The organism is Rheinheimera sp. ATLC3, from assembly GCF_059429535.1.
In genome coordinates, this window is record NZ_CM182103.1 from 1,998,349 (window position 1) to 2,021,966 (window position 23,618).

A 23,618-nucleotide genomic window follows, 5' to 3' on the forward strand; every position below is an offset into this window, starting at 1 on the left:
TAAAACCGGCTTGCTCACACCGACACGCCGTAAATACGTCCCTGTAGGCTCGTTTATAAACTTCATCCATGAAGTTTATCCTACGGGACCAGCAAAGCTGTTCAAATTCGCTCCCGGCAAATTTGTCCGCCCATCCGGGGCTTCAACGGTCGGTTTAGAACAATCCGGTTTTAATCCTGTCTGTTCGTTTAGTAACCCGCAGCCTGGCCGTCTTTACGTGATTCAGACGCGCCCACCCAAACGCCGTTTTCATGATCGCGCATTATGGCCTGATAACCGCCGTAACCGCCTAAGCCGTAGCGCACATCATGGCCTTTTTTCATCAGCTCGCGCACTGTTTCATAAGGCACGCCGGTTTCCATTTCCACATAACCACCGTTTTCCAGATACATGTCGCTGCCGTCGGTCGGTTCCGTGCTGCCAAGGTGCTGCCAGCGCGCCGCATCACCGGCTTCCTGCAGGTTCATGCCGTAATCGGCCATATTGACCAGAATTTGCACATGGCCTTGCGGCTGCATAGCACCGCCCATGACACCGAAACTGATGAGTGGTTTATTATCTTTGGTAACAAAGGCCGGAATAATGGTCTGAAATGGCCGTTTTCCCGGCTGATAAGCGTTAACGTGTTTTTTGTCCATCGAGAACAGCTCGCCGCGGTCCTGGAAGACAAAACCCAGCCCCGGCACAACCACACCTGAGCCCATTCCACGGTAGTTACTCTGAATTAATGACACCATATTGCCGTCTTTGTCGGCGGTGGTCATATAAATGGTATCGCCCTGGTACAGCGCCGGGTTACCGGCATCAACCCGCTTGGCGGCTTTGTCACCAATTAATTTGGCACGCCCACGGCCATATTCTTCTGAAATCAGCCCCTTAATTGGTGCTTTGTTAAAGTCCTGATCGGCATAAAATTTGGCCCTGTCTTCAAAGGCCAGTTTTTTCGCTTCAATCAACAGGTGCAGGCTTTGCGGCGTATTAAAACCGGCGGCTTTTAAATCGAAGTTTTTCAGGATCTGCAACATTTGCAGCGCGGCTATGCCCTGGCCATTGGGTGGCAGCTCCCATAGCGTATAGCCTTTGTAATCGACACCGACAGGTTCTACCCAGTCAGAGCGGTGGTTTACAAAGTCGGCATAGCGTAGATAGCCGCCATTGGCACGCATAAAGCGGTCAATTTCTACGGCGATATCACCTTTGTAAAACGCATCCCGGCCTTCTTTTGCAACTTTTTTCAGTGTGTTAGCCAGTGCCGGGTTTTTAAAAATCTGGCCTTTCGCCGGTGCTTTGCCATTAATAGTAAAGGTACCGCTAAAATCGCCCGGCTGTTTGCTCAGCACTGGTACACTGCGGTCCCAGTAGTAGGCAATTAATTCGCTGACCGGGAAGCCTTTCTCGGCGTAGTCGATAGCAGGCTGCAAAATTTGCTGCATCGGCAGACTGCCAAACTTTTTATGCAGCTCAAACCAGCCATCCACGGCACCCGGTACACTGATCGGCAACATGCCGTGCGGCGGCAAACTGGTACGGTTAAGCTTTTTCAGCTCGTGCGCCAGCATTTCGTAACTTAAACTCAGCGGCGAGCGGCCAGACGCATTTAAGCCGTGCAGTTTCTGGCTTTTGGCGTCCCAGACGATGGCGTATAAGTCACCACCGATACCGTTGCCGGTCGGTTCCATCAAACCCAGGGCAGCGTTGGCAGCAATAGCGGCGTCGATAGCATTACCGCCCTGTTTCATCACATCCAGTGCAATTTGAGTGGCCAGCGGCTGACTGGTGGCAGCCATGGCCGACGGTGCTATGACTTCTGAACGGCTGGCAAAAGGAGCACCGGTAATACGATCGTACCCCTGTGCTGTGCCCGCCAGCACCAGACTGATGCCTACTGTAAGGCCAATAAACACGCTTTTCATAACACACTCCGGATTATTATTCTGCTTCGACGATAACCAGCCGTGCTTTACCATACCAGTGCTTTACGACCAGACCAAGGCTGACTGCGATAATTATCGCCGGACAATATTCGGCTGGTGAAGTTGGTTATACTGGGAGTGTGTGCTGCATCAATTGCTTTTTCTGCCCAGCGGTAATAGTGACGGCTTTATTGCTGTTGTAATCAAACTGCACCATTACCGCAGTGCCGGATACGGTTTTAACACCTTGCTGCCAGGCTTCCTGATACACATCAAATGAACTGCTGCCGATACGGCTGATATAGGTGCGTATTTCAACCTCAACACCAAAGTGAGTCTGGGCATGATAATCCAGTTTGATGCCGGCGATAATCAAAGGCCACTGCTGTAAGTTCAGGTTTGGCGTAAAAATCTTAAACACGCCCTGGCGGGCCCCTTCGAACCAGACCGCAAACACTGTATTGTTGATATGACCCAAGGCATCTGTGTCGGAAAAGCGCGGCTGAATAATTTCACTGAACATGGCGTCCCCTGTAACGCTAAAGCTGGAAGCAGTTAAGCGCAACATAATGCGTCAGTACAGATACTGAAACAAGTGCAAGTACTGAAACAACAGTAGCGGTCAGGTTTGCGCCCATTGCCTTAGCAAGTTGTGATACACCCCGGTCAGCTGAACTATTTCCCGGCTATCCGCCAGCTGTTGCCGCAGCGACTGTATAGCCATATCCATATCAAACAGCAGGCTGCGCTTTTCATCGCTGGCCACCATGCTCTGTAACCAGAAAAATGATGCCAGTCGCCGCCCTTTGGTTACCGGCGTGACTTTATGCAGGCTGGTCGACGGATATAACACCATATCACCGGCAGCCAGTTTCACACTGTGTGCACCATAGGTGTCTTCAATCACCAGTTCACCACCTTCGTATTCTTCAGGTTCAGAGAAAAACAGCGTCATAGATAAGTCGGTACGCACTTTCACCGGTGTTCCCGGTACCTGGCGGATAGCATTGTCGACATGTACACCGAATGACTGCCCGCCCTGATAACAATTAAATAGAGGCGGGAAGATTTTTAGCGGCAACGCCGCTGACATAAACAATTTATTCTGCGCCAGCGCCTGTAATACCAGATCACCCAGCTGGCGTGCTGCCGGGCTATTTTCCGGCAACTGCAGGTTATGCTTGGCTTGTGCCGATTGATAACCTGCGGTGACATTGCCATCAGCCCAGTCTGCATCCAGCAACACCTGCTTGCAGCTGGCAACCTGTGCTTTTGTTAACACCTGTGGAATTTTTAACAGCATACCCGCTCCTGTTATCTGTTCAGAGACAGCAAAGCCCCGCTGGCATCACGCTGGCGGGGCTTTAGTTTAACTATTACCGCTTAGAAACTGTAGCTGGCAGTAATACTGACATGGCGCCCTTCACCCGGAATAAAGTGACCACCGCCAAGTTGCTCAATGTAGCGCTTGTCCGACAGATTGACACCGTTTAACTGTAAACCCAGTTTATCGGTGGCCTGATAAGACAGCATGACATCGTAAGTGGTGTAACCCGGAGCTGTTTTACGGTTAGCAGACGAGTTATTAAAACGCTCACCAACATACTGTGCACCGGCACCAAACGCCAGTTTGTCGTTGTAATCATAACGGCTCCAGACACTGGCTGAGTGCTCCGGCGTACCTGACAGCGGCATACCAATCTGGCTGGCATCATCGCCTTCAGCGTGGGTAATTTCGCTATCCTGATAGGTGTAGGCAGCAATAAGTGTCCAGTTAGGCTGTATGTAGCCAACCGCGCTTAATTCCAGCCCCTGCACCCTTTGCTGGCCGTTCAGCGTATCAAAGCTGCTTTGGCCATCGGTAAAGTCCGGATCATCAGTACGGGCATGTTTTTTCTCGGTACGGAACAGGGCGGCACTGGTCAGTAAGCGGCCATCCAGTAAATCCCATTTGGTGCCAAGCTCGTAACTTACTGTTTCTTCCGGCTCTAAATCGATCAGGTTGCTGTTGCTATTGGTCGATACGGTAAGACCTTCAGCTGATGGGTTAAACGAATTACCCACGGCAAAGTAAATGCTGCCATTAGTGGCAGGTTTATACACCAGCCCGGCATTCCAGCTCAGCATATTGTCTTTGGTATCTACCTGCAAAGACGGGTCGGTATAGCTGTACTGATAATCTGTTTCAAAGCTGTCCCAGCGTGCGCCCAACGTCAGCTCCCATTGCGGGTTGAGTGTCAGAGTATCAAACACATAGAGTGCAATATTATCGCCTTCCGCTTCAATGCTGTTGCCATCACGGCCATAGCGGCCGGTAAAAGGTACCCGCGGATCCGGGTTATACAAATCGACTAGTGATGGCGTGCTGTCCAGATTGTCATCCACCAGATCCACCATATTCCAGCGCTTGAACGTTTCCTGTGCCCATTCAACCCCCGTTACCAGGTTATGTTTGATGCTGCCGGTCTGGTACTCACCCACCAGGTCAAGCTGCACAGCGGCCAGTGAGTTTTTCGTGTCACGGGTTTTTTCATCACTTTGCCGTACATTTGTACTGGTTTTCTGATCGATAAAACGCGGTGCGGTCACCACTCCTTCGCGCTCAACGGAGCCCACCCGCGCCTGTACCCGCAACATAGTGGTATTACTGAGATCCTGCTCAAAGCGGCCAGTCAGCGACTGCGCTTTAATCTCTTCATAGTCACGGAAAACGTTACCGTAAAAATTATCAAAACTTACCGGTGGTGCTTCGTTTACATAATCAGCCAGCTGCGGCACTGCAGCCGGATCTGACACCCATGGCAGGCCGTAATCCGGCATATTGTCCTGTTTTTGGTACTCGGCATTCAGGCTAAAACGTTGTGCAGAGCCTATACCGGTTGCCAGCGACAGTGCTGCTGCGTCTTTACTGTTGTTCACTTCGTTGCGGCCCGCCACATCGACGTCATCAGTCAGCAGGTTCAGCCGCAGTGCCGTGGTGTCACCCAGTGTGATATTGCTGTCCAGCGTGGCACGGTAATCCGACTCGCTACCCAGACGCAGGCTGACATCAGAGAACTGATCAAGCCGGGCGGTTTTCGATTGCAGATTAATGCTGCCGCCGGTAGCTCCACGGCCTGATACCGCCGAACCCGGGCCTTTGGCGACCTCAATGCTTTCCAGATTGTAGGTGTCGCGGCTGTAGCCGGCGATATCTCGGATACCATCAACAAAAATATCGGTTGTGGCGCTAAAACCGCGGATTGACATGCTGTCACCGCTTGGCGCACCACCTTCACCGGCAGCCAGCGAGATACCTGATACATTACGCAATGCATCGCGCAGGCTATCAACCGAACGGTCTTTCATGACCGCCTGCGGAATAACCGTAATGGTTTTGGCTGTATCCAGCAGCGGCCGGGTAAATTTAATGTTAGACGACTGCTCAACTTTAACGTCGTCCTCTGTGGTGGCTTTGGCCTGTGCCACAGCGAGCTCCTGCACCTGTTCGGCCTGCATCGCAGCGGCCTGAGTACTTAATACTGTGCATGCCAGCGCCACGGCAGCGGCCAGCGGGGCTTTATTAAAATGGGTACCGCTAAGCGCGGCTCCGGCAACTTGTGTCATTTCCTGCTCCAAATTTTTATCGGGCCGGCGCTGTATCAGCAGGCTTTGGGTAACATGCTGCACGCCGGGTTTTCAGTCAGCCGGCGGCATGCTAGCACCCGCTTAAAAAAATGTAAATGAGAAAGATTATCAGTTGTGTTTGATCTACCATTTTGACATAATGCGTTACCAGCTAACGTTGTAAATGACAGCCAGACAGCGGCAATTCATGAACAGATTGAACCAACTCACATCGACTTCAATGTTAACTCTATGTTTAGCATTACTTTTTTTCACACCCAGCCACGTACTGGCGCAAACTACTGCGGTTACTCAGCTTGATGCACTGGTGCAGCAGTGGCTGGCGCTGGAGCAACAGCAGCATCAGCTACAACAAGATTGGCAGCTGCGTAAGCAAAGCCTGCAGCAAGGCATCAGCTTGTTACAGGCTGAACAAAAGCAGCTGCAACAGGTACTGGAACGTAATAGCAAACAGCATGATGCAGTAGACGAAAAGCGGGCAGCACTGCTGGCGCAACAGCAACAGCTGGAGCAACAGCAGCAACAGGGCGGGCGCCAGATCAGCGCTTTACTACAGCAGGTACGCGTAATGCAGCCACAACTACCGCCACCACTGCAGCATATCTGGCAACAGGAACTGACTAGCCTGCCAGACAATGCTGATGCCTCAGTTCAGTTGCAACGCAGCTTGTTTTTACTGACCAAACTGGCCGAGTTTCAACAGCGCCTGAGTCTGGATGAAATGACGCTTAACACCGCCGACGGCACGCCGGTCAGGGTGAAACAGCTGTATCTCGGGGCAAGTCAGGCCTGGTTTAGCAGTGCTGATGGCAGCTATAGCGGCATGGGTTACCCCGGCAGTACTGGCTGGAGCTGGCAATTTGACAGCAGCGTTGACGGTAGTGAAGTGTTACAAGCAATTGCAATACTGGAAAAACGCGCTCAGGCAGAGCTGATTAGCCTGCCACTGCAGTTATCTGCAGAGGCTGCGTCGTCAGCCCGCAAGGAAACCACGCCATGAACAGCAGCAACGTTTTAGCACAAATCATCGGGCATGCTCTGTGCGCAGCGCTGTTATCCTTTGTTGCTCTCAGTCATCCCGCCACAGCGGCAGATATCAGCAACTCCGTGCTGGCAGATATCAAACAAGCGCAGCAAAACCTGAGTAATACCGAGCAACAAATCAGCCGTCAGCAACAACAGCTGGTGAGCCAGTACCAGACATTGCAACAGCAGGTACAGCAACTGCGTGATAAAACCGCTGTTGCGCGCCGTGCTGAAGATGAAAGTACACTGGGCCTTAATCAATTAACCGAGCGGCTGAAACGCTGGCAGGATCAACAACAATACCAGCAGAATCAGCTGGCCAGCTTTATCCGGCAACAGCAGTTAGACACTGTCGATACCTCTCTTACCAGCCAGTTGCAGGCGGCCAGTCACTTTGCCGGTGCATTGCAGCAAAGCCTTTACCCGGCCTGGCACAACCACGACATCATTTTACCCAGCGGTGAGCTGGTAAACGCCAGGGTACTGCAGGTAGGGCCAGTCAGTTGGTATTGGCAGGACGAACAGCAACAGGGCGGTTTATTGCAACACAGCAGCGACAAAACCGGCAACCTGAGTGTGGCATTGCCATTCAACGACGCCTCTGCCTTACAACAGCTGCAGCAGCAACAGCGCGCCAAGGTGTTATTTGATCCCAGTCTGAATAAAGCCCTGCTGCGTTCAAATCAGCATGAATCTGCGCTGAGTCATGTTAGTAAAGGTGGCATCTGGGCATTGCCAATACTGGCTTTTGCACTGGTGGCATTGATCATTGCCCTGCACAAAGCCTGGCAACTGTGGCGTCTGCCTGCAGTACAGGTTGCTGCCCTGCCTTCAGCACAGCTACAACACAGTACAGGTTTTGCCAGACAACTGGACAACTGTGCTAAACAATACCCGCTTGGTCAGCAACGTGACGATGCGTTATTTGCCGTGTTGCAACATAGCCGGCTGACACTGGACGCCCGCCTGGGTGCCATTGCAGTAACAGCTGCCGTAGCACCATTACTGGGGTTACTCGGCACCGTAAGCGGCATGATTGAAACCTTTAACATGATGACTTTATTTGGCTCCGGCGATCCGCAGGTTGTTTCCGGCGGTATTGCTCAGGCACTGATCACCACAGAGCTGGGGCTGGTCGTCGCTATTCCGGCACTGGTGCTGCATGCGCTGTTATCACGTAAAGCGCGCAATTATTACCATCAGCTCGAAGCGCTGGCGCTGCATATTTCGCAGCAACCAGGCCGTCATACTGCTACAACACAGGAGCAGGCTGCATGATAAGTATGTTAACCGATAACCTGGTGTGCTGGCTGATATTGGCTGCTGCACTTGGCAGCTACCAATTACTGCTACAGGAATGGCTGCTGTTACGCAGTGGCCACTGGCAGCAGTGTGGCCAATGGCAACAATTTAATACCGTGTTGATCGCCAGTATGCCGCTTTGCGGTTTGCTCGGCACTATTGTCGGCCTGCTCAGCGTATTCGCTGGCCTGGCCTCTGGTGACAGTGGCGCAGCCGAACTCAGCTCAGGTATTGGCGAGGCGTTATTCACAACCCAGCTGGGTTTAAGTTGTGCTATTCCGGCCTGGCTGTTGCAGTCTCTGGTGAATGCCAAACTGACGCGCGCCCGTGTCGCCCAACAGCACACACAGGTGGCATGATGCAGCAGCGTTTAGGTCAGCGGCTGGAACAACAGCATCAGGGCATTGATATGTCGCCACTGTTAGATGTGGTGTTTATTCTGCTGATATTTTTTATTGTCACGACCGTTTTTGTGCGCGAAACCGGGGTTGAAGTAGACAAGCCGCAAGCCGTATCCGCCAGCCAGTTGCAGCAACTGGTTATACTGGTAGCCATTACCGATAATGGCGGTGTTTATTACGATGGCAGCAATATCGGTGTCGAAGGGGTAAGGCCAACATTGGAGCAGCTGCTACGTGAGCGTGCCCGCCCTGTGGTGCTGCAGGTTGATAAAAATGTGCCGGCCGACTTGCTGGTTAAGGTGCTGGACGGCGCCAAACTGGCTGGTGCACCGCAGGTAAGCCTGGCGACGGTAGCGCAGTAACATGCAGGCCCGTATCCGCTTACTGGCGTTTGGCCTCAGCGTCACGTTGCTCAGCAGCGCTTTGTTATTGATGTGGTATGCGCGGCAGTTTCAGCCCCCTTCAGAGCAAAAGCTGCTGTTACGGCCACTGGATTTAGCCGCGCTGCCCACTCCGCCACCGCCACCACCGCCCAGTCCGCCGCAACCGGTTAACACGACACCGACGCTGGACTTACAGGTAAGCAATAGCAGTGCAGTACAGATAGCCGCACCCGATATTCAGCTGGTTAAACCCAAACTGGAACTCAGTGCGCCGCAGCCTCAGCTACAACAAGTGCAATGGCAACCATTACAGATAGAAATCAGTGCTTTCAGCCTGGATCAGCTCGATGCACTGCCGGTGCTGCAGACACCGCTGAATGCGGTGTTTCCGCGTAGTTTAAGCCGCCAGGGTATAAAAAAGGCCCTGGTGAAGCTGGATATACTGATTGATGAACAAGGCCGGCTGACGCTGCTGAATATTATAGAAAACCCTTACCCGGAACTGCGGCCGGAAATAGAACGGATAGTGCGCAGCAGCCGCTTCAGTGTGCCCACCAAAGGCACAGAAGCCGTCAGTGCACGCTTTATCTGGCCGGTAGAATTTAAACCTTGATGCAAAATGGTAAAGCGATGACGTCATTTTTAAAAACAGCTGTATTTACCACAACCTTGTTGCTGTGGGGTACGGCAGTATTTGCCAGTAACAACCCGGCTGGCACTTTGCAGGTAAAGCTGGACGACCCGGTATGGCAGGTGATGCTGAATAACAACGCCATTGCGCAGCGCACCGCGGCTATTATGCCAAACGAACAAAGTTTTGCCCGGCAGCTGCAGCCATTACTGCAGCAAAAAAACTATCAGGCGATTGCCGGGCTGTTCCGCCAGCGCCCGCTTGACGGTGACAGCGCCGCATTGCAGGTGCTGCGTGGTCAGGTGTTGTTGTCACTGACCCGCTATGATGAAGCCGCCAAAGCATTGCAGGCTGCACTTGGCAAACAGCCGGATCTGGCGCTGGCGCATCAGGCGCTGAGCTTGGTAAGGATGCAGCAACAGCAATATGCGCTTGCCAGGCCTCATTTAGTCGCCGCTATTAATCTTGGCGTCGCCGACGCCCAGGTATATGGTCAACTGGCTTATATCAACCTGAAAACCGCGCAGCCAGCCAGTGCAGTGGCAGGTTATCAGCAGGCGTTACTGCTGGAGCCTGACAACAGTCAATGGCAACAGGGTTTGCTGTATGCGTTAATCCAAAGCCAGGCCTGGTCGCAGGCACAAGCAATGCTGGAGCAATTGTTGCAGCAACAACCGGATAATAAAGCGCTGTGGCTGCAGCGTAGCCAGCTGGCGCTGAGTCAGGGTAACAGCACACAGGCACTTAGCAGTATCGAAGTTGCACTGCGTCTTGGCGAACACGCTGCTGACAATCTGCTGCTGGCAGCGCAGCTGCACTTTAACAGTGGCAGTGCCGAACGCGGTGCCAGCCTGCTGCAACAAGCTGTTAAGGCAAAACCGGACAGCCAGAACTGGCATACCCCGCTGATTCAGGCGGCAAGTTATCTGGCCTATCAGCAACAATGGCCGGCACTTAAAAGCCTGCTGAAACAGGGTGCTCTGCCGACACAACAGTTGCCGGTAAAGCAACAGGCTCAACTGGCGCTGGTCAGGGCGCAATTGGCCAGTGCGGACAATCAGCCAAAACAGGCGTTGACCGAACTGCAACAAGCCGTGGCATTGGACCCGTTGTCAGGCGAAGCCTTACTGACATTAGCGCAGTGGTATGAAAACCGCGGCAATATTGAACTGGCCAGCATCAATTACAGCCGGGCGGCAACGATTAAAGAGGTTCAGATCCCGGCGCTGCAGGCCCAGGCTCAGCTGGAAATTAACCGCCAGCAGTATCAAAGTGCATTGCGATTATTACAGCAGGTGTTCCAGATTGCACCACAGCGGCAGGACATTGCTGATAATATCCGTAGTCTGCAGCAACTGGTCAGGCAGCAGCGCTCAGGTTCAGCTTAACGGCGGGTTTTGCTCTTTTCTGCTGCTGCGCAATACAGTATGGTATTAACCTTATTACAACAAAGCGCGCCAAAGAGCAGCCGGAAATCTTATGACCGACTTTATTGAAGTCTATGACAATGCATTAAGCGCAGAATTCTGTCAGCAGCTTATCAACACCTTTGATACCAGCCCACATACTGTGCCTGGTCGCACCGGAGGTGGTGTCGACCCGAGCAAGAAAATCAGCACCGATTTATACCTGTTTCAGCATGCCGAGTATCAGCCGTTGCTGCAGCAGATCTGGCAGGCGACCACTCACTATGCCTGTGAGTACTTTAAGAAATACCATTTTGCATTGATAGGCCCAGTTGGCCTGACAATTGCGCACCCGCAAACCGGCCAGCCGGTGGCGATAACCAATGACAATTATGAGCAGCTTGGTAAAGCCAAAACCATGGATTTCATGCGGGTGTTGTTTCGCCTGGGTAATATACAGGCACAGAAATACCAGGCTGGGGTGGGTAATTATGGCTATTGGCACAGTGAGGTTTATCCGCAGCAGGGCAGCACAGAGCCATTACACCGGGCACTGCTGTTTATGTTCTACTTAAATGACGTTGCAGAAGGTGGCCAGACCGAGTTTTACTATCAGAACAAAAGCATTACGCCCAAAACCGGCCGGATGGTGATAGCACCGGCATACTTTACCCATACCCACCGCGGCTGCATTCCGGTATCAAACGACAAATACATTTTAACCAGCTGGATCCTGTTCAATACTGCCGAGCAAATATACGGCCCACCACAGCGCTAACCTTATAGCGCTGTTTGCCTCTCAACTTCAAATTGCACCACGTTGCGAGTACTGCTGACAAGATAAGTCATGATTTCTTCAGTTTTTAATTGATCTTGATAATAAGAATAATTATCATTCGCCAGCATATTTACCTAACTTAACAGACTGCGGTTACCCAACCGCTTTAGGTGTTCTTACAGGAGTTAATCATGTCTTTTCGCCCTACCACTCTGGCCTGCGCCGTTGCCGCCGCGTTTGCACTGCCATTAGCCCATGCGGAACTGGCTGCAGCCGCCGCGGCAGCGGATTATGATATGGAAGTGATTGTCGTAACGGCATCCGGCTTTGAACAAAAACTGGTCGATGCGCCAGCCAGTGTTTCAGTGGTAACGCGGGAAGATCTGCAAAGCAAACCCTTTACCAGCCTGGCAGATGCACTGCGCGATATCGAGGGTATAGACGTCGGCAGTGGCCAGGACAAAAATGGCAATATCAGCATTACCATGCGTGGCCTGCCGTCAGATTACACCCTGGTATTAATTGACGGCCGCCGGCAAAGCGATATCGGCGATATAGGACCGAATAACTTTGGCAACAGCCAGTTTATGTACATGCCGCCACTGGAAGCGATTGAACGGATTGAAGTGGTGCGCGGGCCAATGTCTACGCTGTATGGGGCTGATGCCATTGGTGGTGTAATTAATATTATTACCCGTAAAGAGCTCGACACCACGCATGGCAGCGTTACGCTGAGCAGCAATCTGCAGCAGGACGACCAATACGGCGATGATAAAAAAGCCGACTTCTATCTGACCGGCCCAACCGGTGCACGCGGCCTTACGTACGCCGTGCGCGGCAGCGTGTATGATCGCGATGAAAGCGAACCGACTTACAGCGAAAACCTGCCTTTGCCTGATGGGTCTACCTGGGTAGATGAGGGCAGTTTTGGTGATAAAAAAATTGTTGCCGCAAAAAACTGGAATCTGGGTGCTACATTAAATTACGCCATCAGTGAGCAGCAGTTTATCAGCCTGGAATATGATATTGCCAAACAGCGCTACGATAATACCGAAGGCCAAACCGGTACGCTGGATAGCCCGGTCAGCCTGTGGCGGGCCAGTGGCGCCGGTGTTATTCAACCCCGTGTCGGTTATACCCCGTATCAGCGTGTTGAGCGTGAACAATTTGTGCTGGCGCATGTTGGCCGTTTCGATATGGGTACACTAACCAGCAGCATCACGACAAGCCGCAGCGAAAACTTTGGCCGCTCGTTACCTCTGACAGTACAGGAACGCAGTGATCTGCAACTAATCTGGGATCAGGCAGTAATCGATCAGGCCAGCAACAAACCGCAACTGACCGATGCGTTATCAGCCCAGCTGCAATCGCAGTTTTTACCGCGCCCCAGCCGCACACTGAAAATAGACAACCTGATCTTAGACAGCAAGCTGGAATCGCAGTATCAGGACCACTACTTTGTAGTCGGTGCACAATATTTGAACGCTGAGATGGAAGATGGTGTTTTTGGTATGTACGGCGACGGTTTTCGCGATGGAACCAACCAGACTCACCGCCAGTGGGCCGTATTTGCTGAAGACAGCTGGGAGTTCCATCCGCAGTTTACCGCTACAGCCGGTGCACGCTTTGATGATCACAATATTTTCGGTGGCGAGTTCAGCCCGCGCGCCTACCTGAACTACCGTCCGACCGAGCAATGGACCATTAAAGGTGGTGTCAGCACCGGTTATAAAGCACCGAAACCAAATCAGCTGTTTCCGGGCATTACCGGTTTTGGCGGCCAAGGTGTCAGCCCCTTTGTCGGCACGCCGGATTTACAACCGGAGACCAGCGTAAACTATGAGGTAGCCGCCTACTACAGCGGTGAGGCCTTTAGCGGCAATATCACGCTGTTTTACAATGATTTTAAAGATAAAATTATCAATCAGGATAACCTGCCAAACTGTGAAACTGCTGCAGCTGGCACGCCTTGCGTCGATATCGGCCCCGGTTGGGCTGAACTGGGTTACAACAGCTTTACCCAGGCCGCTAATGTTGATAAATCAGAAACCCGTGGCGTAGAACTGGCCGGTAAATATGCTTTTAGCGACAACATCAGCCTGAGTGCTAATTACACCTACACCGACAGCGAAGTAAAAAGTGGCCGGGATGCCGGTTTGCCGCTGGTAAGTACGCCCAAGAATATGTTTAATGCCACGCTGAACTGGCAAGTGCTGCAGCAATTAAGCCTGCAACTGATTGCTGAAGTGCGTAGCGAGCGTTTTCGCGGTACCGCTAATATCAGTGGCCCTACAGGCCCTGAGACAATCAAGCAATACTACAAAGCTTACGAGTTGCTGCATCTGGGTGCCCGTTATCAGTATTCTGATCAGTTAAGCTTCAGTGCCCGCATTAACAATTTGCTGGACGACGACTTATCCAGCCGTACCTGCCTGCTGGCAGACACCGAAGATACCTATAACTGTACCTCTGACTACAACACCACAGAAAAAGCGCGCAGTCTTTGGTTGTCGTTAAGTTATAAGTTCTAATCTCTGTAGCGAAGCAACAGATAAAACCGGTTAGTTAACCGGTTTTATCATTTTTAAATGCGGTATATCGTCTTCCAGATAAGGCTCGCTGGCCGGTTTGAAGCCTAAGTCCTGGTAAAACTGCTGCAAATAACACTGGGCAGAAATATGAATATCGGTATCAGGCCAAAGCTCTGCTGCGACTTCGAGCGTACGTTCAACCAACACCTGGCCCAAGCCTAAGCGACGCGCTGTTTGTGACACGCATACCCGGCCAATACCCGGGTAGCCTTCAAAGCTGACTCCCGGCGCCAGCACACGGGAATAGGCGATGACCTTTTCCCCTTTTTTCAGAATAATATGTCGCGTTTGCGGATGCAGATCTTTGTCATCCAGCTCTGGATACGGGCAGTTTTGCTCTACCACAAACACATCTACCCGAAGTTGCAACATGCTGTATAGCGTGTATGTGTCTAACTCATCAAAGGTTAATACCTGCCACTGCATCTAATCTGGTTCCCTGGCTACGTAAAGCACCACTATACCAGAGGTAAAAGCGTCCCGCACAGCCTGAAAAACCAGCTTCGCCATCTTAGTGTCATCACAGCATCATAAAACTGCTACACAAATGTAACGCCACTGACATTAAGCCTGCGTTAAATACTGCAACAACTAAAACAACGCCAATACGGAGCCAAGCATAATGTCAGACAGTAAAACCGCCATCAGCATTGATAACTCGGGTATAGACCCGCAAACCAACTTTTCACTTAACCCAACCTTTGCAGCTGTTGTCGATGCTCGCATGGCGCGGCGTAAGTTTTTAAAAGGCAGTGTCGGTGCAGCCGTAGCCGCCTTTATTGGCGGTAATCTGGCAGCCTGCAGCAGCAGTGATGACGGCGAGCCGGTACCCGTAGTGCCGCCGGTTGCCGGCCCGGAACTGTTGGGTTTTACTGCAGTCGCCGCCAGCCGCACTGATGGCATAGTGGTGCCGCAGGGTTACACTGCCCGTGCGTTTCTGCCATGGGGTACACCACTGACCGGCAGCTATCCGGCATATCTGGCTGATGCCACTAATAGTGGCGCAGATCAGGAACAACAGGTTGGTATGCACCATGACGGCATGCATTTTTTCCCAATTGATACCCGTAGCGGTGGTGACAGCTCGACAGAAGGCTTGCTGGTGTTTAACCATGAATATATCGATAACAACCTGATTCACCCGAACGGCATCGATACCGTGCCGCGCATTGCCGATGAAGCACGTAAAGAAATAGCCGCCCATGGTGTATCGGTAGCCCATATTCAGCAACAGGCTGATGGCAGCTGGGCTTTGGTCAATAACAGCCCGTTTAACCGCCGCATTACCGGCGCCACCCCGATGGAACTGGCGGGCCCGGTGCGCGGTAGCAGCAAAGTCGTAACCAAATATAGCCCGGACGGCAGCCGTACCCGTGGCACCCTGAATAACTGTGGTAATGGTTATACGCCCTGGGGCACCTATTTAACCTGCGAAGAAAACTGGGCCGGTTACTTTGCCAATACTGATGCCAGCCAGCCGCGTGAACACAGCCGCTATGGTGTATCGGGCAGTAATGGCCGTTATTTCTGGGAAACCGCTACGCCCACTGCAGATATCTACCAGCGTTTTAATGCCTCAACCATCGCAGCAGACGCCAGCGGTGACTACCGTAACGAACCTAACACCTTTGGCTGGATTGTTGAGATTGACCCGTTTAACCCGGACAGCCTGCCGCAAAAGCGCACCGCACTTGGTCGTTTTGGCCACGAAGGCGTGATTTTTGGCAAGCTGGAAGAAGGTAAGCCTGTGGTGGTGTACTCGGGTGATGACTCAACATTCGAATACATCTACAAATTTGTTTCCAGCGCACCTTATTATAAAAATACCGCCGGTGGTCATTTGTTAAACGACGGTATTCTTTACGTTGCCCGTTTCAATGAAGATGGCAGTGGCGACTGGTTACCGCTGGATATCAACAATGCAGACTTTATGGCCAAAGCAGCCGCCGCAGGCGTAAGCTTTGCTGATCAGGCCGATATTTTGCTAAATACCCGCCTGGCTGCTGATGTAGCAGGCGCCACCAAAATGGACCGGCCGGAATGGGGCGCGGTGCACCCGGAAACCGGCGAAGTGTATTTCACATTGACCAACAATACGCGCCGCACAGACGCGCAAACAGATGCACCAAACCCCAGGGCAAATAACGCTACCGGCCATATTATCCGCTGGAATGAGCGTGAAGCTCAGGCAGCAACTGCTTTTGACTGGGATATCTTCCTGCTGGCCGGTGATGTGGGTACCGAAACACCGGGTACTGAATTGACGTTAACCGCCGACAACCATCTGGCCAGCCCGGATGGCCTGTGGTTTGATAAGAACGGCTTGCTGTGGATCCAAACTGATATGAGCGGTTCTCAGCAAGGCGAAGGCCCTTACGGTAATAACCAGATGCTGGTGGCTGATCCGGTGACCCGCCAGATTAAGCGCTTTCTGGTTGGGCCGACCGACTGTGAAGTGACAGGGATCAGCGCGACACCGGATATGAAGACGCTGTTTGTTAATATTCAGCACCCGGGCGATCGCTCAAAACCGGGCGATTTCACCAGCAACTGGCCGGATGGCGGCAGCAGCCGGCCACGTTCTGCTACCGTGATCGTGACCAAAGATGATGGCGGCGTGATCGGTAGTTAAACAGCGCTATGCCAATCAGATAAAAATAATGCAGGCGCTGGCCTGCATTCTTTTTTTAAAGGTAGCGTTGGTGTGGGCAAACCGATAGTTGCTACAGCCTTAATTACCCGTGTTTTGTTTCGGTGCCCGCCCTTGTGGTGCGCGCTGGCCATCACGGTGGCCCGTTTTCGCTACTTTGGGCTTTTTCGGTTTATAAGGCTTGGCATTCGGTTTCGATTCCGCCACGGCATTAACCGGTTCAAAGCCTGGCATTAGCTGACGCGGGATCGCCTGCTGGATCAAGCGTTCGATACCAAACAGTTCTTTGCCTTCATCAGCACATACCAGTGAAATAGCATGGCCTGCAGCGCCAGCCCGGCCGGTACGGCCAATGCGGTGCACATAATCTTCAGCGACATTCGGCAGTTCAAAATTCACTACCTGGGGCAATTGATCAATATCAAGCCCTCGGGCGGCGATATCTGTTGCCACCAGGGCCCTGACTGCGCCTGATTTAAAATCAGCCAGCGCTTTAGTACGGGCGTTCTGGCTTTTATTACCATGGATAGGCGCCGCTTTAATACCGGCCGTATCCAGATGCATACTCAGCTTATTCGCCATATGCTTGGTCTTAGTAAAAATAAGCACCTGTTGCCAGTTGTTGTCAGTAATAAGCTTGGTAACCAGTGCCGCTTTGCGGTTTTTATCTACCGGATAAATCAGCTGCTCTACCCGCTCGGCGGTGGTATTGGCCGGACTGACCGACACTTCCAGCGGATCATTCACCAGCGCTTTGGCTAACTTGCGGATCTCGTCAGAGAAAGTAGCGGAAAACAGCAGGTTTTGCCGTTTTTTCGGCAGCAGTGCCAGCACTTTTTTAATGTCATTAATAAAGCCCATGTCCAGCATACGGTCAGCTTCGTCCAGCACCAGTATTTCCAACTGACCAAACTTCACTGCATTTTGCTGGTATAAATCCAGCAAACGGCCCGGTGTCGCAACCAGCACATCCACGCCGCGGCGCAGTGTCATCATTTGTGGATTTATCTTTACCCCACCGAACACGACTGCACTGCGCAGCGGCAGATATTTGCTGTATACCGCGACGCTTTCCGCCACCTGTGCTGCCAGCTCGCGGGTTGGTGTTAATACCAGTGCCCGGATATGATTCGACTGTACTTTACGGCCCTGGCTTTGGCTGTCTGCCAGTAGTTGCAGCATCGGTAAGGTAAAACCGGCTGTTTTACCGGTGCCGGTTTGGGCAGCGGCCATTAAGTCACGCCCGGCCAACACGGCTGGAATAGCTTGCTGCTGGATAGGTGAAGGGGTGGTGTAACCTTTATCAGTAATGGCTTTTAGTAATTCCGGTGAAAGTTTTAAATCAGTAAATTGCATGCGAGATCCCGCAGTTAATGCTGCGAGAATAATCTGCCGCAGCTGCAGAGGCCTCCCTGATGGAGGGGCGCAGAGCTTACAGTAAAACGGCTACTACTGCGAGCTTTGTGTACCGCAGTGCATACTTTATTCAACTTGCCGGATCAGGTATTGTGGAAGCTATCTTGGCGTCGGAGACTCCTGCTTGCAAACCTCAACTAAACCAGCAGACAGCAGCTTTATGCGTGAGCTTAAGCGTATGCTGCACGCACTTACTTCGGTATCCGATGCCGACAGTCTGGTGAGCCTGCTTACCGACACGCACCGGTATCTGCGCTTTGCCGCCAGCACGCCTGCGGGCGATGCTCAGATCTCACACCCAGCCCTGATGCCGCAGTTATGGTTTCTGGCTGAGAAAATTCTGCGTCTGACCGAAGGTAACAATGCCGCAGACAGCCTGACCCGTTCAGCCCGCATGCTTGGCAGCCTGCAACTGACCGCCCCTGAGTCACCCAGACGCTGGCGTGAGCTACAGTTTGGCTATAAATTGCTATATCGCGCCACACTGACGCTGCGTTTGCTGGATAACGCCCTGGAACATCAGTTACTCAAAGACACGGTATTACAGCAGCACTATCAGCAGCGCCGCTTCGCCGACGACAATTGCCCGTACCGTTTACATGTGCAGCTACCGCTGGTGGTTGCTGTGATGCTGCTTGATTGCGGCTTACTGGATGTTGATGCGGTGACGTTGTTAACCGGTTATGCCGGTGAGCAGGACGCCAGCCGCAATATGGATGCAGATGAGCGCCAGCGTTATCTGGCGGTAAGTAAAGTAGCCATGCACCGGCTGCTATCCGATGCACTGCAACTGGTGCCATACCGTGGCAATAGCAAACAGGAAAAACAGCAGCACCAGCTGCAGCAACAACAACAAATAAAGTTTATTAAACAGCTTCTTAGTTCTGCCAGCGGCGAAACGGGCGCGCTGACACCGCTGCTTAGCCTGCCACAAGTGTACAGCTCTATTGTCCTGCCTGGCCGGCACCGTTATCAGTATGAAGCGCTGCCCAAAGCCAGCCTGTTATTAAAAGACAGTGTCAGCCGCGGCCAGTTTCCGGCCATCTGGGTAAAACACCTGCTGACTATTACCGGCATTTTCCCGCAAGGGTTTGGCATCGCTTTTATTCCGGCTAAGCAGGATAGCGCTTTTGCCGAAAAATATGAGCTGGCCATCGTTAATCAGCTTTATCCACCAAGCCCGGCAGAGCCGTTGTGCCGTATTGTCAGCCGCAATTTGCAATACCGCCGTGGCGGCCACAACTGCCAGGTCAGTGTTGACCACAATCTGTATTTTAAACCGGCGCGTAACCGTTTAGCCGTGATCCCGCCGCAGCGGTTGCAGGAAATTCTGACCCAGCTCAGCGCCGATTGGGAACCGGGCCAAATCCGCCGTTATATGCCACGTTGCTGGCAACCACAGCAGTTTTTCAGCCAAAGCGAACACCAGAACCTGTGGAATAATGCCCAGAGTAAAATTAACTAAAAGCAACCATAAAAAAGCCGCAGTCAGGCTGCGGCTTTGTTACGTCAAGCGCTATTATAACTTCGTAATCGTCATCACCGGTGCCTCCGGCACAGACGCATCGACACTAAAGCGGTAAGTACCAGCCTCTGTCACATTCAATGACAAGTTGCCCGCGTTATACTCCAGCGCCTTGGCCTCGCCCAGTGTAAAGGCACCATTGGCAGCACCATAGTTAATCGCTGCCCAGTTAGCATCGGCAAATTTAAACTCATAAGGTATCGCATCCAGACTGATATCAATCGAGTAAATGTTGCCGCCGGCGTACATCATCGGGCTATTGTTGGACCAGCCATTCATACTGCCTTTTAAGTACACAACAGTGTCAACACCGTAAGGTGGTAACTCTTGTACCGTTAGTACCGGTGCATCTTTATTATTGGCATCTAATACAAACACATAAGTTGCACCGTTTACCAGATTAAGCTGCAGGTTTGCACCACTGCGGCCCAGTGTTTTTGCCTGGCCAAGTGTTACTGCCTGGCCATCAGCACCAGCACCGAAGTCGACTGTCGACCAGTCTGCCGAGGCTACTTTAAACTCGTAGTTACCTGCAGCAATATCGATTGTCGCCATGTAGATACCGTCACCCTCGTAGCTGAAGGTATCGACCTCGCCCCAGCCATTCATCGCACCGCGTACAAATACCGTTGTCGCTTCATAAGGTGGAATATCCGGTGCGCCGCTGGTGGCATCTGCCGCCAGGCCTTCGCCCTGCATAGCACCCTGCGCTTTAACAAACACCGCCATAGTGTAAGCCGGCACGGTGAAGGTGCCTTCACCGACACCGGCGCTGAAGCTGGCCGTGGTGACGTTAGTGTCTGCCGACGCTTGCTGTATTGGGTGCAAATCGAACCCGGCAGCGGTAGGTACCGTATGGGATTGCTGCTGCGAGGTGCCGTTAATCACCACCACTAAGGCATCGTATGCCGGGTCAAGATCGGTTACCCCTATGCCGTCATCGAGGCTCATCACGATTAAGCCCTGCGTTTGGCCTTTGCCGATATTATGAAAGCCAACACGGTCTATCACGTCCTGCGCTGTGGTTAAGCGGAACAACGGGCTGCCGGCACGGATGCTTAAAAACTCTTTAAACACCTCACTGGCAAAGCGGATATCATCTGCTGCTGGCTTAGCGTTGGGATTGGTCAGAATTTCACCGATAGCGGCCCAGTTGTCGGCATTTTTCTCTGCCAGCGGCAAGCCAACCGCAAAGTTATTACTTTGCATAGTAAAATCGACATAGTTGAACCAGTCACCGGAATCGTAACTGTCGCGATCCATCGATTTAGACCGCAGCATATCGCTGCCCATCTGCATAAACGGAATGCCCTGGCTCATTAGCGGAATGGCTATAGCAATATTTTGCGCTCTTACACGCTCAGCGGTTGTCAGGCTGGCACTCAAACCATATTGCAGTTTGTCCCACAGGGTTTCATTATCATGCTTGGACACATAGTTAATAATGTCAGCCGGATCAGCTGCATAACCAGCACCACCAAAGCTGGATGCCGGGCCGGCAATACCCTGATAACTTTCCAGCACATAGTCTTTTAACGTACCGGCCAGACCTATACGGATCAGATCCTGCTTACGTAGATTTTCTTCACTGCCGTTATCGCTAAACAACACCGCATCACGCACAGGGTCACGTAGGCGGTCATTGAATGTGCCAATCTCAGTACCCGCCATATCAATTTGCTTGGCCTGCACAAATAAGCGGTTATCAGTAACCTCGCCGAAGTTCCAGCCTTCACCGTAGAAGTACACGTTAGGATCGAACGCCCGCACTACATCGCGTGCTGCCAGTATGCTGGCTTTGGGTGAATGCCCCATAATGTCAAAGCGGAAGTCATTAAAGCCAAAGTCACGCGCGAGGATCAGTAATGAATCCTGCATAAACTTATCAAACATACGGTGTTCAGTCGCGGTGTTTTCACAGCAGGTAGAACGTTCTATCGCACCTGTTGTTTCGTTATAGCGGTGGTAGTAACCCGGCACTATCTTGTCAAACACCGACGTGGTATTCAGGCCTGATGCACTGGTGTGGTTGTACACGACATCCAGCACGGTACGCAGGCCAAGGTCATTCAATGCCTTATTCATTGCCCGAACTTCTTTAATACGGGCCACACCTTCAGCGTTAGAGGCATAGCTACCTTCAGGGGCAATAAAGTGCTGCGGATCGTAGCCCCAGTTAAACCCGTCAATGCTACGTATTGCCTGCACCAGCTCCTGTGCTTTTTCACCAAAAGGTGAGTAGCTTTGCAGCAGTGACAACAAGGTTGTGTTTGCATCGGTATTGCCGCACACCGGCGCATCGGCTTTCAGCTGGCATAACTTAGCAACGGTATCGCTAAGCGCAATACGCTTGCTGGCATCTTCGTTAATGTTGGCCTGATCGTTTAGCGGCAACAGATGAAAATGGGTTAAGCCACTGTCAGCCAGCGCTTTCAGGTGCTGCACCGGCACCGAGTCAGTTTCGGTAAAGGCCAGATACTTGCCGCGGTTTGCTTCGGTAACACTTTGATCGCGAACAGAGAAATCGCGTACATGGCCTTCGTAAATAACGATATCCTCCGGTTTAGCAACCGTTGGCACAGTGCGCTCTGCCCAGCCCTCGGGGGCTAAGTCGGCATCAGCGAGATTAACAAACTGGCTGTAACGGCCATTTAACGACACATTGAGTGAGTAGGGATCTGTCGCTTCAATGGTTTCCACCTTGCGGGTCAGCGGGTGATATACCGTCACTTCATAGCGATAGAACTGCCGGTCCAGCGCGCTGCTGCCGTTGTAACGCCAAACACCAGTTGCGCTGTCTGCCGTCATCGCATAAGTGGCCGTCAGGCTTTTAGCGGCGTTATACACCTTAAGGTTTACGCTGCGCGCCGTAGGGGCCCAGACACTGGCAATAATACCGCCATCCTGATACTGAATACCCAATGTCGCTTCGTCCGCATCGGCATCACCTTTGGTGTATAGGTCATCCAGCACTTTTGCTGCCTGCACCCAGGTAGCGGCCAGTAGCTCGCCTTCAACATCACTCGCTGCCAGCACCAGCTGGTTTTTCAGCATGGCTTTGGCTTCGTCAGCAGTAAAATTGGCACTAAATGCTGGCTTGTCTGCCAGATGCGGTACCAGCGCTTTTTGCGCATCGGTCAGGTCTACAGGTGTTAACGTTAACGCATCTCCTACGATTTGATCATCAAAGTTAACTTCCAATACCGGCTCTGCAGAATAGTAGAGTTTTACCTCTGGTGAAGTGCGAGCAACCTCGCTATTCCAGATGAATGTATTAGCATCTATCCAGTGAGCAGAAGCACCGGTAATATTGACGCCTAGCGACTCAACTGGGTAATAATAGATATCTGCTGAGCCTGAAAACGTCCAATTCATCGTGGAAAAATCAGGCTCACCTTCTGGCTGTTGTTGGGTCAGAGGCATTGCCATATCAGACTGACTAAGATCCTTTTCATCGCCTTTATGAATGATGAAATTACCGCAAGCGTCTTCAGTACCGGCATAGCCAGGTTTTAAATCCAGAAGCCAATAAGCGCCGTAATGATCGTCAACCCCGTCGTGTACTAAACCGTTTTCCCATGACGCCGCTATAGACGAAGCTTGATAAGCATCGCAGGTCTCATTATTCCACGTATGAAGCACCCAGCCGTTGTAATTCCCATCTGACCGCTTATAAAACAGTACAGCTTGGTTGCTGCTTCCCATAACGATGGGATTCGGAGCAGCAGGGTCGTAACCGATAATGCACGATTCATTGTTAGCACTTGGCACACTGGGCTTTCTGCATTGCTTAGGCGGCGGGTCTATACACTCTGTACCAGCAGCATTAGGTATTTGCGGCACATTACAGGTCAGTAGTACTTCGCCGGGCTTTGTTGAGTCGCCACCGCCACAGGCCGCTAACAGATTAAGCGCCAGCAGCAACAACGCGGGCTTTAGCAGTTTTATCATTATCGTCATTATTTTTGC

The 23,618-nt window shown here is 52.0% G+C and carries 17 protein-coding genes; 10 read left to right on the forward strand and 7 right to left on the reverse strand.

What is annotated here, in order from left to right; translation table 11 throughout:
- Positions 1-188 precede the first annotated feature (188 nt).
- From ggt to AC5SV9_RS09325, 4 genes are all read right to left on the reverse strand, one after another.
- On the reverse strand, positions 189-1,913 hold the full coding sequence (gene ggt / locus AC5SV9_RS09310) for a gamma-glutamyltransferase (RefSeq protein ID WP_475153185.1): 1,725 nt from the start codon (positions 1,911-1,913) through the stop codon (positions 189-191).
- A 127-nt stretch (positions 1,914-2,040) separates the two neighbouring features.
- Positions 2,041-2,436, reverse strand: a complete 396-nt coding sequence (locus AC5SV9_RS09315; RefSeq protein WP_475153187.1) for an acyl-CoA thioesterase — start codon at positions 2,434-2,436, stop codon at positions 2,041-2,043.
- 99 nt (positions 2,437-2,535) lie between these two features.
- Positions 2,536-3,216, reverse strand: a complete 681-nt coding sequence (locus AC5SV9_RS09320; RefSeq protein ID WP_475153189.1) for a Fe2+-dependent dioxygenase — start codon at positions 3,214-3,216, stop codon at positions 2,536-2,538.
- An 80-nt stretch (positions 3,217-3,296) separates the two neighbouring features.
- Positions 3,297-5,519 (reverse strand): TonB-dependent receptor, encoded by a 2,223-nt coding sequence (locus AC5SV9_RS09325; RefSeq protein WP_475153191.1) that lies wholly within the window; start codon positions 5,517-5,519, stop codon positions 3,297-3,299.
- A gap of 208 nt (positions 5,520-5,727) precedes the next feature.
- Between AC5SV9_RS09325 and AC5SV9_RS09330 the strand changes: the two genes are divergently transcribed.
- From AC5SV9_RS09330 to AC5SV9_RS09365, 8 genes are all read left to right on the forward strand, one after another.
- Positions 5,728-6,540, forward strand: a complete 813-nt coding sequence (locus AC5SV9_RS09330) for a DUF3450 family protein (RefSeq protein ID WP_475153193.1) — start codon at positions 5,728-5,730, stop codon at positions 6,538-6,540.
- Positions 6,537-7,844 carry a MotA/TolQ/ExbB proton channel family protein gene (locus AC5SV9_RS09335; RefSeq protein ID WP_475153195.1) on the forward strand — a complete coding sequence of 436 codons (1,308 nt, stop codon included), beginning with the start codon at positions 6,537-6,539 and terminating at the stop codon, positions 7,842-7,844. The genes AC5SV9_RS09330 and AC5SV9_RS09335 overlap by 4 nt, the downstream gene beginning before the upstream one ends.
- On the forward strand, positions 7,841-8,227 hold the full coding sequence (locus AC5SV9_RS09340) for a MotA/TolQ/ExbB proton channel family protein (RefSeq protein ID WP_475153196.1): 387 nt from the start codon (positions 7,841-7,843) through the stop codon (positions 8,225-8,227). Before AC5SV9_RS09335 ends, AC5SV9_RS09340 begins: the two co-directional genes overlap by 4 nt.
- Entirely contained in the window at positions 8,224-8,631 is a 408-nt protein-coding gene (locus AC5SV9_RS09345) for an ExbD/TolR family protein (protein ID WP_206109432.1), read from the forward strand. The genes AC5SV9_RS09340 and AC5SV9_RS09345 overlap by 4 nt, the downstream gene beginning before the upstream one ends.
- A gap of 1 nt (position 8,632) precedes the next feature.
- Positions 8,633-9,265 carry an energy transducer TonB gene (locus AC5SV9_RS09350; RefSeq protein ID WP_475153198.1) on the forward strand — a complete coding sequence of 211 codons (633 nt, stop codon included), beginning with the start codon at positions 8,633-8,635 and terminating at the stop codon, positions 9,263-9,265.
- A 17-nt stretch (positions 9,266-9,282) separates the two neighbouring features.
- Positions 9,283-10,671 carry a tetratricopeptide repeat protein gene (locus AC5SV9_RS09355; protein ID WP_475153200.1) on the forward strand — a complete coding sequence of 463 codons (1,389 nt, stop codon included), beginning with the start codon at positions 9,283-9,285 and terminating at the stop codon, positions 10,669-10,671.
- Between the two features lie 91 nt (positions 10,672-10,762).
- On the forward strand, positions 10,763-11,467 hold the full coding sequence (locus tag AC5SV9_RS09360; protein WP_475153202.1) for a 2OG-Fe(II) oxygenase: 705 nt from the start codon (positions 10,763-10,765) through the stop codon (positions 11,465-11,467).
- Between the two features lie 191 nt (positions 11,468-11,658).
- Positions 11,659-13,998, forward strand: coding sequence for a TonB-dependent receptor domain-containing protein (locus AC5SV9_RS09365; RefSeq protein ID WP_475153204.1), 2,340 nt, complete (start codon positions 11,659-11,661; stop codon positions 13,996-13,998).
- Positions 13,999-14,028: 30 nt separating this feature from the next.
- Here AC5SV9_RS09365 and AC5SV9_RS09370 read toward each other — a convergent pair whose 3' ends face one another.
- On the reverse strand, positions 14,029-14,484 hold the full coding sequence (locus tag AC5SV9_RS09370; protein WP_397472906.1) for a GNAT family N-acetyltransferase: 456 nt from the start codon (positions 14,482-14,484) through the stop codon (positions 14,029-14,031).
- Between the two features lie 196 nt (positions 14,485-14,680).
- Here AC5SV9_RS09370 and AC5SV9_RS09375 point away from each other — a divergent pair, with 196 nt between their 5' ends.
- The gene (locus AC5SV9_RS09375) at positions 14,681-16,690 is read left to right on the forward strand and encodes a PhoX family protein (RefSeq protein ID WP_475153205.1); all 2,010 of its coding nucleotides are present in this window, start codon (positions 14,681-14,683) and stop codon (positions 16,688-16,690) included.
- A 99-nt stretch (positions 16,691-16,789) separates the two neighbouring features.
- Here AC5SV9_RS09375 and AC5SV9_RS09380 read toward each other — a convergent pair whose 3' ends face one another.
- Positions 16,790-18,064, reverse strand: a complete 1,275-nt coding sequence (locus tag AC5SV9_RS09380; protein WP_475153206.1) for a DEAD/DEAH box helicase — start codon at positions 18,062-18,064, stop codon at positions 16,790-16,792.
- A 184-nt stretch (positions 18,065-18,248) separates the two neighbouring features.
- On the opposite strand from AC5SV9_RS09380, the gene AC5SV9_RS09385 reads away from it, so the two are divergent.
- Positions 18,249-19,589, forward strand: a complete 1,341-nt coding sequence (locus tag AC5SV9_RS09385; RefSeq protein WP_475153208.1) for a hypothetical protein — start codon at positions 18,249-18,251, stop codon at positions 19,587-19,589.
- Positions 19,590-19,643: 54 nt separating this feature from the next.
- Here AC5SV9_RS09385 and pulA read toward each other — a convergent pair whose 3' ends face one another.
- Positions 19,644-23,609, reverse strand: a complete 3,966-nt coding sequence (gene pulA, locus AC5SV9_RS09390) for a pullulanase-type alpha-1,6-glucosidase (protein ID WP_475153210.1) — start codon at positions 23,607-23,609, stop codon at positions 19,644-19,646.
- Positions 23,610-23,618: the final 9 nt, after the last annotated feature.

Bases quoted from the DNA above. Each gene is read 5' to 3' on its own strand.
- ggt (WP_475153185.1), bottom strand. From the start codon at position 1,913: ATGAAAAGCGTGTTTATTGGCCTTACAGTAGGCATCAGTCTGGTGCTG.
- AC5SV9_RS09320 (WP_475153189.1), bottom strand. From the start codon at position 3,216: ATGCTGTTAAAAATTCCACAGGTGTTAACAAAAGCACAGGTTGCCAGC.
- AC5SV9_RS09370 (WP_397472906.1), bottom strand. From the start codon at position 14,484: ATGCAGTGGCAGGTATTAACCTTTGATGAGTTAGACACATACACGCTA.
- AC5SV9_RS09315 (WP_475153187.1), bottom strand. From the start codon at position 2,436: ATGTTCAGTGAAATTATTCAGCCGCGCTTTTCCGACACAGATGCCTTG.
- AC5SV9_RS09345 (WP_206109432.1), top strand. From the start codon at position 8,224: ATGATGCAGCAGCGTTTAGGTCAGCGGCTGGAACAACAGCATCAGGGC.
- AC5SV9_RS09350 (WP_475153198.1), top strand. From the start codon at position 8,633: ATGCAGGCCCGTATCCGCTTACTGGCGTTTGGCCTCAGCGTCACGTTG.
- AC5SV9_RS09325 (WP_475153191.1), bottom strand. From the start codon at position 5,519: ATGACACAAGTTGCCGGAGCCGCGCTTAGCGGTACCCATTTTAATAAA.
- AC5SV9_RS09335 (WP_475153195.1), top strand. From the start codon at position 6,537: ATGAACAGCAGCAACGTTTTAGCACAAATCATCGGGCATGCTCTGTGC.
- AC5SV9_RS09340 (WP_475153196.1), top strand. From the start codon at position 7,841: ATGATAAGTATGTTAACCGATAACCTGGTGTGCTGGCTGATATTGGCT.
- AC5SV9_RS09375 (WP_475153205.1), top strand. From the start codon at position 14,681: ATGTCAGACAGTAAAACCGCCATCAGCATTGATAACTCGGGTATAGAC.
- AC5SV9_RS09360 (WP_475153202.1), top strand. From the start codon at position 10,763: ATGACCGACTTTATTGAAGTCTATGACAATGCATTAAGCGCAGAATTC.
- AC5SV9_RS09330 (WP_475153193.1), top strand. From the start codon at position 5,728: ATGAACAGATTGAACCAACTCACATCGACTTCAATGTTAACTCTATGT.
- AC5SV9_RS09355 (WP_475153200.1), top strand. From the start codon at position 9,283: ATGACGTCATTTTTAAAAACAGCTGTATTTACCACAACCTTGTTGCTG.
- pulA (WP_475153210.1), bottom strand. From the start codon at position 23,609: ATGACGATAATGATAAAACTGCTAAAGCCCGCGTTGTTGCTGCTGGCG.
- AC5SV9_RS09380 (WP_475153206.1), bottom strand. From the start codon at position 18,064: ATGCAATTTACTGATTTAAAACTTTCACCGGAATTACTAAAAGCCATT.
- AC5SV9_RS09365 (WP_475153204.1), top strand. From the start codon at position 11,659: ATGTCTTTTCGCCCTACCACTCTGGCCTGCGCCGTTGCCGCCGCGTTT.